This window comes from Denitromonas halophila (assembly GCF_007625155.1).
Lineage (GTDB): Bacteria > Pseudomonadota > Gammaproteobacteria > Burkholderiales > Rhodocyclaceae > Nitrogeniibacter > Nitrogeniibacter halophilus.
In genome coordinates, this window is sequence record NZ_VMNK01000023.1 from 107184 (window position 1) to 120646 (window position 13463).

Below are 13463 nucleotides of genomic sequence, written 5' to 3' on the forward strand. Positions count from 1 at the left end.
GTTCAGACTCCCTTGCGCTCGGCGGCGCGCTGCGCCGACTCGAGGGTGTTGGCCAGCAACATGGTGATGGTCATCGGCCCGACGCCACCCGGCACCGGGGTGATGGCGCCGGCCACATCCTTGACGGACGCGAAATCGACATCGCCACACAGTTTGCCTTCGTTGGGCAGCCCGGCGGGAATGCGGTTCATGCCCACATCGATCACCGCCGCACCCGGCTTGACCATCTCGCCGGTGATGAACATCGGACGGCCAATGGCCACAATGAGAATGTCAGCCCGGCGGGTATGCGCGGCCAGATCGCGGGTCTTGGAGTGACAGACGGTCACCGTGGCGCCGGCTTGGGTGAGCAGCATGGCCATCGGCTTGCCAACAATATTGGAGCGGCCAATGACCACGGCGTCGGCACCCGACACGTCGATATCGCCGGCAGCCAGCAGCTTCATGACGCCATGCGGCGTGCAGGGGAAGAAGGCGCGCTGGCCTTGCGACAGGCGACCGACGTTCTCGGCATGAAAACCGTCCACGTCCTTGTCGACCGAGATGGCCTCGAGCACTTCCTTTTCTTCGAACTGCGGCGGCAGGGGCAGCTGCACCAGGATGCCGTGCACGCTGTCGTCGGCATTGAGCTCGGCGATTTTGTCGAGGACACGCTTCGGGTCGGTGTCGGCGGGATAGTCAAAACGCAGCGAGCGCATGCCCGCTTTTTCGCAGCCAGCCACTTTGTTGCGCACATATACCGCCGAGGCGGGATTGTCGCCCACCAGGATGACGACCAGGCAGGGCGTCACGCCGCGCGCCTTGACTTCCTTGACGCTTTCAGCGAGCTGGGCGCGAACATCGGCAGACAAGGCGTTGCCGTCGAGAATGCGTGCAGACATCGAAACTGCCCTCGGGAAAAACCGGTGATTCTATCGCAGGATCAGAGGCTTGTGCGAAGCAGCATGGCGACGTTCCGGCTGGCGCCTATCCCGCCGGTGCTGCCGCCACGGCGACCGCGGCACGCCCCCGCGCGAAGGCGTCACGATTCAATTCAAGCAACTGCGGCTTGCGCCGGGCAAAACGGGCCAACACGGCCTGCTCCAGCACATCATCCGGAAACGGTAACCGAGCGGCCATGGCGCCGAGCATGACGGTGTTGCCGAGCCGGATTTCACCGAGTTCGAGCGCGATGGCGGTAGCGTCGAACGCATGCACCGTGAGGCCTAGCGCCGTCATTTGCGCTACCGGATCATCCGGGTAGTCATAGCGCCCGCTGTTGACCACCGGCGGCACGATGCGACCGATGTTGGTCAGCACCTCGGCTCCTGGACGCAGCATGTGCACCCAGCGCAAGGTCTCGGCGGCTTCAAAGCCGACCAGCAGATCGGCGTCGCCCGGCGCGATCTGCGGCGACAGCACGCGCGCGCCAAAGCGCAGGTGCGAGGTGACCACCCCGCCGCGCTGGCTCATGCCGGCCACTTCGGTTTTCTTGACATCGAAGCCCAGCGACAGCGCGGCCTCGGCGAGGATTTCCGTCGCGGTCATGACGCCCTGCCCGCCAATGCCGCAGACCAGAATATTGGTAATCGACATGCTCATGCGGTACTCCCGGGCTGACGGATGAATGACAAAGGCTGGAGCCTCTGCGCGTGCACGATCGCCTCGGGCGCACAGGGCTGAACACACAGGCCACAGCCGGTACAGGCGGCAGTATCGATACGCACAAAGGCCAGATCGACGACCTTGCCGGAGGGTTTGGTTTCCTGCCCGCGACGCGTTACGTGGATGGCCGGGCAACCCACATCGAGACAATTGCCGCAGCCGGTACAGGTGTCGTCAATGACCTTGTAGGCCTGGGTGGGCTTGTACTCGCCGATCAGCACACAGGGGCGGTCGGTGATGATCACCGAGGGCTCGTCAATCTTGGTCTCTTCGCGCAGCGCCTTGAACAATGTCGGCAACTCGTAGGGGTCGAGCTTACGGATGCGCTCGCGGCGTACACCGAGTGCTTCGCACAGTTGGACGAAATCCACCCGCGGCGCCTCTTGGCCATGGATGTCGCGACCGGAGGCCGGGTTGTCCTGGCCACCGGTCATGCCGACGGTGCGGTTGTCGAGCAACAAGATGGTGACGTTGCCTCGGTTCCAGGTGATGTCGAGCAGGCCTTGCATGCCCATGTGCATGAAGGTCGAGTCGCCAATCACGGCCACAATCTTCTTGTTCGCGTCTTTCGCGCCCCGCCCCTTGTCCATACCCAGCGCCATGCCCATCGATGCGCCCATCGAGATGCAGGTATCGAGCGCATTCCACGGGTGGCCCGCGCCCAGCGTGTAGCAACCGATGTCACCCGAGATGATCACATTACGCAGTTGTGAGAGCGTGTAATAGACACCCAGGTGCGGGCAAGCCACGCACAGCGTGGGCGGGCGCGGGAACACCGGCTGAGGCGCCGGCCGGTCGATCTCGACCGGCGCGTCGCCGCGCAGCAGGCGGTCGATGGCCGGGGTGAGAATGTTCGGCGGCAACTCGCCGAGCCGGGGCAGGATGTCCTTGCCGTGACAGTCGATACCCACCGCCTTGAGTTCGGTTTCAAGCAGCGGTTCGGTTTCTTCAACCACCACCAGGCGCTCGACCTGCCCTGCCAGCGCGCGGATGCGCTCGATCGGCGGTGGGTACGAAAACCCGAGGCGCAGCACCGGCGCATCGGGAAAGGCTTCGAGCACATGCATGCCCGCCGGGCCGGAGGTCACGAAGCCCACGCGCATGTCCTTACCGGGCTCCAGCACATTGAATTCCGACGCCTCGGCGGCCTCGCGCAAGGCGGCTTCGCGATCGAACATCAGCGGCAGGCGCGGCTTGGCATGGCCGGGCACCATCACCCAGCGCGGCGGGTCTTTCTCGAAACCGGCAGGCTCGATCACCTCGCGCTCGCCCGCCGTGACCGCGCCTTTGACATGGCAGATGCGGGTTGTCAGACGCACGATCACCGCGGTGCGGAACTGCTCCGACACGGCAAACGCGGCGCGAGTGAGCGTATAGGCTTCTTGCGAATCGGCCGGTTCAAACACCGGCAAGTGGGCGAAGCGCCCCCAGAAACGGGAGTCCTGCTCGTTCTGCGAGGACGACATGCCCACATCGTCGGCAACGATGATCACCAGGCCGCCTTCCACGCCGGTGACGGTCAGCGTCATCAAGGCATCGGAGGCTACATTCAGGCCGACATGCTTCATCGCGCACAGCGCACGTGCCCCCACCATCGAGGCGCCCAGCGCGACTTCGAGCGAGACCTTTTCGTTCACCGACCATTCGGTATAGAGATCGGGGAAGCGTGCGAGGACTTCGAGAATCTCGGTGGAAGGCGTGCCCGGGTAGGCGGCGGCGACGCGCACGCCGGCATCCCAGGCGGCCCGTGCGACCGCTTCGTTGCCAGAAAGAAATTGCCGGCTATGTGCCGGCGCGGGTTGCACTGCTGCCATGGACGCTGCCTCCGGGACCCGCGAACGACGCGCGCCAAGCCTTGGCAACGCACCGACCGCCCTGCATCGCTGAGCGACGCGCGCCGTCAACATTAACGGCCGGGGATTAATTTACCGATCGGTCAACGAATTACAGTTGATTTGAATCAAACGCGACGCACGCAGCGAACGTCACGCAAAGGGATCAGTCGACGAAACGCCCTCGCGCCGCCTCGCAGGTCATCACGGATTGCACCAGCTCAGCCAGCGAGTTGGCCTCCATTTTCTCCATCACGCGTGCGCGATGTACTTCGACGGTCTTGATGCTGATGCCCAGATCGTCCGCAATCTGCTTGTTGAGCCGACCGGCAATGATCAGTTCGAGGACTTCCATCTCGCGCTGGGTGAGCAAGTCGAGACGACGGGCCACCACGGCGTCCTGACGCACACGGCTGCGGCTTTCGCGCTCGGTGGCGAGGCATTGCTCGATGAGCTTGAGCATGTCGCGATCGCTGAACGGCTTTTCGATGAAATCGACCGCACCTTTCTTGAGCACCGACACCGCCATGGGCACATCGCCATGGCCGGTGATGAACACCACCGGCAAGGTGGCGTGGCGCTCGCGCAGGCATTCGTAGAGCTCCAGGCCACTCATGCCGGGCATGCGCACATCGAGCACGATGCAGCCGGCCATGTCGGCGTGGTAAGCCTCAAGAAAGGCTTCGGCCGAGGCGAACTGGGCGACGCGATAGCGGTTCGACTCCAGCAACCACACCAGCGAATCGCGAAGGGCTTCGTCGTCGTCGACGATGTAGATGATCTGTTCAGGCGCTTCGGGCGTTCCGTTCACCGGCAATCTCCACGGGCAGCGTAAATCGAAAAACGGTGCCGCCTTCGGGATTGGGTTCGGTCCACAGGCGCCCGTCATGAAATTCGATGATCGAGCGACAGATATTCAGGCCCATGCCCATGCCTTCGGACTTGGTGGTAAAGAACGGGGTAAACAGACGCTCGGCGTCTTCGTCGCGAATGCCGTGACCGCGATCGGCCACCGACACCTCGACCAGCCCCTCGCGCACCACGCGCGCCGACAGGGTCAACACCCGGCAGTCGTCCGGCGTGTCGCCCATCGCATCCATCCCGTTCTTGACCAGGTTGAGCAGCACCTGCTCGATCATGATCCGGTCAGCGTAAACGGGCGGCAGCTTGGGCGCAATATCGCGACGCACACGCACGGCGGCCTTGCGGGCGTCGATCTCGGCAAAACCGAGCGCGTCGTCCACCACTTCATCCAGCGGTACGGCCGCACGACGCGGCTCGCTCTTGCGCACGAAATCGCGAATCCGGCGAATGATCTTGCCGGCGCGCTCGGCCTGGAAGCTGGCCTTCTGCATGGCGGCCAGCACCTCGTCCTGACGGTAATCGCCGGACTCCATGCGCTTGACGCAACCCATCGCGTAATTGGAAATCGCCGCCAGCGGCTGGTTGAGTTCATGCGCCAGGGTGGAGGCCATCTCGCCCATGGTCACCAGACGCGCGGTGCGCTGCAGCCGCTCTTCCTGCTGCCGGCTCATCTCTTCCATCTGCCGCCGGTCGGTAATGTCGGTGGCGATGCCCATGCGCACCACCCGCCCATCTACCCAGCGCGTGGCCTGCTCACGCACGTGGTACCAGTGGCCCGACAGCGGATTGCGCAACTCGTCGTCGAACAACTCCATCGGCACATCGGCCGGCTGCAGCTTGCGCGGATCGACCCGGTAGTCGCCCAGCTCGGGCTGCGGCTGGGTCACCGCACGGGCGCGGCGACCGACCACGTCGAAACCGTGCATCGCCATGAAGGCACGGTTGGCATAGAGGATTTCGTCGTTGCGTGCATCGGCCACAAACACTGCGGAATCGAGTCCGTCGAGCACCGCCTCGAAGCGCTTGTGCGCCGCTTCAAGTGCCGCCCGAACGCGCTTGGGTTCGGTAATGTCGGTGACCGAGGCCATCCAGCCGGTCTGCTTGCCACTGCCGTCGATCAGCGGCGAAAGGTAAAAACGCGCATCGAGCCGCTCGCCGCTCTTGCGCAGCACTTTCATTTCAAAACCCGACGGCGGTGCCTGCCCCGCCAGCGTGACATCCAGATTGTGCTGGCAGCGCGGAATATCTTCTTCGGGCCAATAGGGAAAAGGCGGCATCGCCCCCACCAGCTCGTCAGACGACAAGCCCACCATCCGGCAAAATGCCGGGTTGGCGTAAATGATGCGACCCGACAAATCGATGGCCCGCAGGCCGGTGACGACTGACTCTTCCATGGCGCGCCGGAACGCCGACTCGGCCCGCAGCGCCTCTTCGGTCGCCTTGCGTCCGGTAATGTCGTGGGCCACCGCGTAGAACAGCTTTTCGTCGAGCACCGGGTTGATGCTCCAGACCAACCACTTGTAGCGGCCGTCGGCACAGCGCACCCGGTTCTCGAAGCTCACCGGCTGACCGTTGGCCAGCAGGCGCAACTGCTCGATGGTGGCGACGATGTCATCGTCGTGAACAAAATCCAGCAGCGGACGACCGGGCATCTGCACCACGGGATAGCCCAGCAAGCGTTCAAACGCGGGGTTGCACCGCCGGAAGGTGCCGTCGGCGCTGAGAATGCTGAGAATATCGAGCGACAGGTTGAACAGGCGATCACGCTCTTTTTCGACGCGCACCCGGCGCCGCATGTGGCTGCGCAGCAACCACAGGCTCCACAGCATCAGCACCGACAGTCCGATGATCATGATGGTCGGCAGCGCGCGCGGGATCGCCCCCACCGTGCGAAACGCGGTGGCACGCAGCATCAAGCCATTGGCCGGGGGGTCGAGCGCGATCGCATAAGCCACCGACTCATCCAGCGCCTGCACCGACGAATTGACCGCCAGTGTGTCGCCACGCGGACCGATCAGCGCCAGTCGGTATTTTTCGGAGAACCAGGACGGCACCAGATGACGGACGATCTGGTCAATGGAATACACCGCCACCATCGAGCCCATGAACCGCCGCCCGTGACGCACCGGAATATAGAGTTCAAGGACCGCCTCGCCACGGGGATTGACATAGGGGTCGCCATACGCCGGCCGCCCAATCTCTCGCGCCCGAAAGAAAGCCACGGTCTGGGTGCTGGTGAGCACATCGCCGGCCAGCCAATCGGTCGTATCGAAAGGCGCGCTCCAGCGCACTACCTCGCCCGGCTCAACCCATACCAGGTTGATCAGCTGCGGGTTGTTGGCAATGTGTTGATTGGCGCGCAGCTGGAAGTTGTCCAGATCCAGAGACCCGGCCGCCAGATCGCGCGCCATCTGGGTCAGGAACTCTTCCGTGCCCTGCATGTGCAGGCGCATGGTCTGTTCGGCCCATTGCACGTCCCGCGCAATCGCATTGCGCTGGATCTCGGTCTCCTGCCGTTGCAGCACCCACACCAGCACCAACATGGCGACCGCAAACACCACCACCGCAACGTAGGGGACGGTCCAGTAAAGCTCGGTGCGCGCCTGAGCGCGCGCAGCTGTGGGTTTTGCCATGGCCTCCGGCCAAAAATAGACGGGGTTCGCAAACGGAATCAACGCAAGCGATTGATCGGCATTGTCACCGCCCCCCGCCTCCGGCGACATCGGGTGATTCCCTAGGGCGGCCGCTTATTTATCCGTCTTGTTGATCAGCCCGTTTGTGGTCACACCCGTGGCATTGACGGAAAAATCCATACTAACGGCATACTTATCCGGGCAACTCTAGGGGTTTTCGCCAATGTCACATCGCATGAGCCGGGTCTTACAGTCGTCAAAAAACGGGAGGAGACCCCAACTTGCGCGCATGCCTCGCTGCATTGCTGTGCTCGCTACTGGTTTGGCCAGCATGGAGCGCTGAGCCGATCCGGATCGGCGTGACAGGCCCCTTCACGGGTGGGTCGGCCCCCATGGGTTTGTCCATGCGCGACGGCATTCGTCTGGCGGCCCAGGAGCTCAACGCCAGCGGTGGCGTCATTGGCCGACCGATCATGCTCATCGAGCGCGACGACGAGGCACGCAACGAACGCGGTGCGCAGGTCATTCAAGAGCTGATCGAAAAAGACAAAGTGGTTGCGGGCCTTGGCATTGTCAATACCGGTGTCGCCCTCGCCACCCAGCAAATCTATCAGCAGGCCCGGGTGCCCGTCATCACCAGCGTGGCCACCGGCACCTTCATCACCAAGCAGTTCCAACCCCCCCGCTATCCCGACAACTACGTTTTCCGGGTCTCGGCAAATGACCGCGTGCAAGCGGAGATGATTGTGGAAGAGGCGGTGGATCGGCGCGGTTTCACCAAGATTGCCATTTTTCACGATGCCACCAACTACGGCCAGCTCGGCAAGCTCGATCTGGTGCACTCGCTGGCCATCCGCGGGCTCGGCCCGGCCGTGATCGAGCGCTTCAATCTGCGCGATGTGGACATGACCTCGCACCTTCGCCGGGCGCGCGCCGCCGGTGTTCAGGCCATCCTGACCTACGGCATCGGCCCCGAACTGGCACATATCGCCAACGCCATGTCGGTGCTCGACTGGCGGGTGCCGCTCATCGGAAGCTGGACACTCGGCATGTCCAATTTCATCGACGAAGCGGGGCCGAATGCCGAAGGCGCGCGCATGCCGCAAACCTACATTTCAGAAGACACCACCGCTCGGCGCAGTGCCTTTCTGACGCGGTATCGAGAAACATACGGCAGCGAACGGATTCCTGTTCCCCCTGCCGCCGCACAAGGGTATGATTCGATGCTTGTGCTTGCAGCAGCGATTCGTCAGGCAGGCGACACCGAAGGTGAAAAGATCCGCGAGGCCCTCGAAGGGCTTAAAGAACGGGTTGAAGGTGTCGTTATGACCTACGATCGCCCGTTCTCGAAAACCGATCACGAAGCGATCGACGACACGTCCATACCGTATATGGGCGAAGTCCGGAACGGACAGGTCGTGTTTGCGTATGACCGCGACCGCCTGCGCGCTTCAGGCCAATGAGCTCCACACCAGAGCCAATTTCACGATCGGTCGGGGGGTTTCTCCCTCCCTCCCTCACCCCCGGCCGATCTTTTTCTTTCCTGCGCCCCTCCGGCGCAGCCCCCTGCTTTTCTCCGGACCACGCAGTGCGCGCCACATCGGCATAGCGCTCGACGTACGCCCCATACTCAATGACTCATCGCCCGCCCAGCGCCGTCCACACCGGAAAGCGCGCGCCACGGCGATGTCTTCTTGTTGATCAACCTGGCCATACCGATACCTCCGTCGCGCACGTCGCCTTGTCGCGGCCACCACCACGGCAGGGCCGGCGCGCGCGCATTTGTCGCAAGAATCGGACATCCGCCACCGGTTTCATCCCATGCTACGGATATCCCTTATTGCACATTCTGAAATTGGATTTTATAGTACGCAAAGGTCGAGAGCGGCCAGGAGTGTTTTCGTCGACGTCGCGCGGTACAGTGTCGTGCGACGGATTGACTTCAACAATCGTCATGAGGAGAGGAGAGAAGCATGAGCGCAATAAATAACAACACCGTGCAACCAGATCCGGATGCGCAAGAAACGCAAGAATGGCTGGATGCCCTGGGCGGCGTCATCGCCAACGAAGGCCCCCAGCGGGCACACTTTCTGATCGAAAAACTGATTGAAGAAGGCCGCGAAGAAGGGATCGACATTCCCTATTCCGCCACTACGCAGTACATCAACACCATCCCCGCCAGTCAGCAACCCAAATACCCCGGCGATCCGGACATGGAGATCAAGCTCCACTCCTACATCCGCTGGAACGCGATGGCGATGGTCGTGCGTGCCAACAAAGACACCAACGTTGGCGGCCACATCTCCTCGTTTGCTTCATCCGCAGCCCTCTACGACGTGGGCTTTTCGCATTTCTGGAAGGCCGTCGGCCATGAATCCGGCGGCGACCTGATCTTCTTCCAGGGCCACTCGGTCCCGGGCGTCTATTCGCGCGCGTTCATGCTCGGTCGCCTGTCCGAGAAGCAGCTTGATGGCTATCGCCAGGAAGTCGACGGCACGGGCATTTCGTCCTATCCGCACCCCTGGCTGATGCCGGACTTCTGGCAGTTCCCGACGGTGTCGATGGGCCTGGGCCCCTTGTGCGCGATTTACTCCGCACGCTTCATGAAATACATGGCCAGCCGTGGCCTGATCGATGCCAAGAAAGCCGAACAGCGCAAGGTCTGGGCCTTCCTGGGCGACGGCGAGACCGACGAAGTCGAGTCCCTCGGCGCCATCGGCATGGCCGGCCGCGAGAAGCTCGACAACCTGATCTTCGTCATCAACTGCAACCTGCAGCGCCTCGACGGCCCGGTGCGTGGCAACGGCAAGATCATTCAGGAACTCGAAGGCGAGTTCCGCGGTTCGGGCTGGAACGTGATCAAGCTGGTCTGGGGCACCCACTGGGACGCCCTGTTCGAACGCGACAAGAAAGGCATTCTCAAGAAGCGCATGATGGAACTGTGCGACGGCGAGTACCAGACCTTCAAGGCCAAGGACGGCGCCTATGTGCGCGAGCACTTCTTCAACACGCCCGAGTTGCGTGCGCTGGTGGCCGACTGGACCGACGACGACGTGTGGCAACTGAACCGCGGTGGTCACGATCTGTTCAAGATCTTCGCTGCCTACAACGCGGCCGTGAATCACAAAGGTGCGCCGACCCTGATCCTCGCCAAGACCATCAAGGGTTTCGGTCTGGGCCAGTCCGGCGAAGCGATGAACATCGCCCACAACACCAAGAAGCTGGATGTCGAGTCGATCAAGCGCTTCCGCGATCGCTTTGGTCTGCCGGTGGGTGACGACAAGGTCGCCGATCTGCCCTACCTGAAGTTTGCCGAGGATTCGCCCGAGTACAAGTACATGCGCGAGCGTCGCATGGAACTCGGCGGCTTCCTGCCCAGCCGTCGCACCAAGGCCGAGGCGCTGGCCGTGCCACCGCTGGAAAACTTCGCTGCCCTGCTCAAGGCGTCGGGTGAAGGCCGCGAACTGTCGACCACCATGGTCATGGTGCGCATCATGAACACGCTGCTCAAGGACAAGCAGATCGGCAAGAACGTCGTGCCGATCGTGCCGGACGAGTCGCGTACCTTCGGTATGGAAGGCATGTTCCGCCAGTACGGCATCTGGAACCAGCAAGGCCAGAAGTACGTGCCGGAAGACCATGACCAGCTGATGTTCTACAAAGAGTCGGTCACCGGTCAGGTACTGCAGGAAGGCATCAACGAAGCCGGCTCGATGGCCGACTGGATCGCCGCCGCCACCGCTTACTCGGTGCATGGCGTGCAGATGGTGCCCTTCTACATCTGCTACTCGATGTTTGGCCTGCAGCGCACCATGGACCTGTGCTGGGCGGCTGCCGACCAGCGTTCGCGCGGCTTCCTGATCGGCGGCACCGCCGGTCGCACCACGCTGAACGGTGAAGGTCTGCAGCACGAAGACGGCCACAGCCTGATCCTGGCCAACCTCATCCCCAACTGCGTCAGCTACGACCCGACCTTCCAGTACGAACTGGCGGTCATCGTGCAAGACGGCATGCGCCGGATGTTTGCCGAGCAGGAAGACATCTACTACTACATCACCGTGATGAACGAGAACTACGAGCACCCCGAGATGCCGGCCGGCTCCGAAGCCGACATTCTCAAGGGCATGTATTCGTTCAAAAAAGGTGGCAAGAGCAAGGGCCCGCGCGTTCAGCTGCTGGGTTCGGGCACGATCTTCCGCGAAGTCATCGCCGCCGCCGACCTGCTCAAGGCCGACTGGGGTGTCGAGGCCGATATCTGGGGTTGCCCGAGCTTCAACGAGTTGGTCCGCGATGGCCAGAACGCCGAGCGCTGGAACCTGCTGCATCCGATGGAGACGCCGCGCCTGTCGCATGTCGAACAGCAACTCGCCGGCGCCGAAGGCCCGGTGGTTGCAGCGACCGACTACATGCGCATGTTCGCCGAGCAGATCCGTCCCTTCGTCAAGGGCAGCTACGTCACGCTGGGTACCGACGGTTTCGGCCGCTCCGACACCCGCGAGAAGCTGCGTCACTTCTTCGAAGTGGATCGCCACTGGGTCACCCTGGCAGCCCTCAAGGCCTTGGCCGATGAAGGCAAGATCGAACGCGAGAAGGTTGCCGCCGCACTGGTCAAGTACAAGCTCGACCCGTCCAAGCCCAACCCCATGTCCGTCTGAACACTGAGGAGACTGCAAACATGAGCCAACTCATTGAAGTCAAAGTGCCGGACATCGGCGATTACGACGATGTGCCGGTGATCGAGCTGTACGTCAAGGTCGGCGACACCATCGCCGTTGATGACCCCATCGTCACGCTCGAATCCGACAAGGCCACCATGGACGTTCCGTCCGAGGTCGCCGGCGTCATCAAAGAACTGAAAGTCGCCTTGGGCGACCGCGTGGCCGAAGGCAGCGTGCTGATCGTGGTCGAGGCCGCCGGCGCTGGCGCCGCGGCCGCCCCGGCTGCAGCAGCAGCCCCGGCACCCGCTGCGGCGCCGGCTGCACCCGCGCCCGCCGCTGCACCGGCTGCGGCCGGTGGTGGCGTGGTCGAAGTCAAAGTGCCGGACATCGGCGACTACGACTCGGTGCCCGTCATTGAGCTGTACGTCAAAGTCGGCGACACCATCGCCGTCGATGACGCGATCGCCATGCTCGAATCCGACAAGGCCACCATGGACGTCCCCTCCACCGCCGCTGGCGTGGTCAAGGAAGTCCTCGTCGAGGTCGGCAGCACCGTGTCCGAAGGCTCGGTGCTGATCAAACTCGCCGCTGCTGGCGCTGCTGCCGCAGCCGCACCCGCGCCGGCCGCCAGCGCACCCGCTCCGGCAGCTGCTGCACCGGCGCCCGCCGCTGCGCCAGCACCAGTTGCCGCCGCAGCCCCCGCAGCCGCAGCCGCCCCGTCGGCCGTCAAGCTCGGCGGCAAGGTGCACGCCAGCCCGTCGGTCCGTGCCTTTGCGCGCGAACTGGGCGTCGATCTGAGCCAGGTGAAAGCCACCGGCCCGAAAAACCGCATCACCCAGGCAGACGTCACCGCCTTCGTGAAGGGCGCCATGCAGTCCGGCAACGTGCCGGGCAAGGCAGCAGCAGCCGGCGCGGGCGCGAGCCTGGGCGGCGGTCTGGATCTGCTGCCGTGGCCGAAGGTCGACTTCGCCAAGTTTGGCGAAATCGAAACCAAGCCGCTGTCGCGCATCAAGAAAATCTCTGGCCAGAACCTCGCCCGCAACTGGGTGATGATCCCGGCCGTGACCTATCACGAAGACGCCGACATCACCGACCTCGAAGCTTTCCGCGTGGCAATGAACAAGGAAAACGAGAAGTCCGGCAAAAAGCTCACCATGCTCGCCTTCATCATCAAGGCTTCGGTGCGTGCGCTGCAGGAGTTCCCCGAGTTCAATACCTCGCTCGACGGCGACAACCTGGTCTACAAGAAGTACTTCAACATCGCCTTCGCGGCCGACACGCCCAACGGCCTCGTCGTGCCGGTGATCAAGAACGCCGACCAGAAGAGCGTGTTCGAGATCGCTGCCGAATCCGGTGCGCTGGCCAAGAAAGCGCGTGACGGCAAGATCGCTCCGGCCGACATGTCCGGCGCCTGCTTCACCATCTCGTCGCTGGGCGGCATCGGTGGCACCTACTTCGCGCCGATCGTCAATGCGCCTGAAGTGGCCATCCTCGGTGTCAACAAGTCCGTCATGAAGCCGGTATGGGACGGCAAGCAGTTCGTGCCGCGCCTGACCCTGCCGATGTCGCTGACCGCAGACCACCGCGTGATCGACGGCGCGCTGGCCACCCGCTTCAACGTCTACCTCGCCCAACTGCTGTCCGACTTCCGTCGGGTCATGCTCTAAGGAGGCCACGACATGAGCCAAGTTGAAGTCAAAGTCCCCGATATCGGCGATTACGCCGATGTGCCGGTGATCGAGCTTTACGTCAAGGTCGGCGACACCATCGCCGTCGATGACCCCATCGTCACGCTCGAATCCGACAAAGCCACCATGGACGTGCCGTCCGAG

9 protein-coding genes are annotated in these 13463 nt (G+C 63.1%); 4 read left to right on the forward strand and 5 right to left on the reverse strand.

Translation table 11 applies throughout. From position 1 onward, the window contains the following. Positions 1–2 precede the first annotated feature (2 nt). The 5 genes from folD to FHP91_RS20560 all read right to left on the reverse strand — a co-directional run bounded on the left by folD (position 3) and on the right by FHP91_RS20560 (position 6973). Positions 3–881 carry a bifunctional methylenetetrahydrofolate dehydrogenase/methenyltetrahydrofolate cyclohydrolase FolD gene (gene folD / locus FHP91_RS20540; protein ID WP_144311325.1) on the reverse strand — a complete coding sequence of 293 codons (879 nt, stop codon included), beginning with the start codon at positions 879–881 and terminating at the stop codon, positions 3–5. An 85-nt stretch (positions 882–966) separates the two neighbouring features. Continuing rightward, complete coding sequence (locus FHP91_RS20545; RefSeq protein WP_144311340.1) at positions 967–1575, reverse strand: indolepyruvate oxidoreductase subunit beta; 609 nt, start codon at positions 1573–1575, stop codon at positions 967–969. Between the two features lie 2 nt (positions 1576–1577). Further along, positions 1578–3458 (reverse strand): thiamine pyrophosphate-dependent enzyme, encoded by a 1881-nt coding sequence (locus FHP91_RS20550; RefSeq protein ID WP_144311326.1) that lies wholly within the window; start codon positions 3456–3458, stop codon positions 1578–1580. A 184-nt stretch (positions 3459–3642) separates the two neighbouring features. After that, positions 3643–4287, reverse strand: a complete 645-nt coding sequence (locus tag FHP91_RS20555) for a response regulator transcription factor (protein WP_144311327.1) — start codon at positions 4285–4287, stop codon at positions 3643–3645. Further along, a complete protein-coding gene (locus tag FHP91_RS20560; RefSeq protein WP_144311328.1) occupies positions 4262–6973 on the reverse strand; it encodes a PAS domain S-box protein in 2712 nt (903 codons plus the stop codon). Before FHP91_RS20560 ends, FHP91_RS20555 begins: the two co-directional genes overlap by 26 nt. 302 nt (positions 6974–7275) lie before the next feature. Between FHP91_RS20560 and FHP91_RS20565 the strand changes: the two genes are divergently transcribed. The 4 genes from FHP91_RS20565 to FHP91_RS20580 all read left to right on the forward strand — a co-directional run. Next, on the forward strand, positions 7276–8436 hold the full coding sequence (locus FHP91_RS20565; RefSeq protein ID WP_246116394.1) for an ABC transporter substrate-binding protein: 1161 nt from the start codon (positions 7276–7278) through the stop codon (positions 8434–8436). A gap of 510 nt (positions 8437–8946) precedes the next feature. Next, the gene (gene aceE, locus FHP91_RS20570; protein WP_144311330.1) at positions 8947–11628 is read left to right on the forward strand and encodes a pyruvate dehydrogenase (acetyl-transferring), homodimeric type; all 2682 of its coding nucleotides are present in this window, start codon (positions 8947–8949) and stop codon (positions 11626–11628) included. A 20-nt stretch (positions 11629–11648) separates the two neighbouring features. Then, positions 11649–13298, forward strand: coding sequence for a dihydrolipoyllysine-residue acetyltransferase (aceF, locus tag FHP91_RS20575; protein ID WP_144311331.1), 1650 nt, complete (start codon positions 11649–11651; stop codon positions 13296–13298). Between the two features lie 12 nt (positions 13299–13310). Then, the coding region (locus FHP91_RS20580) for a biotin/lipoyl-containing protein (RefSeq protein WP_144311332.1) at positions 13311–13463 on the forward strand (153 nt) is incomplete at its 3' end.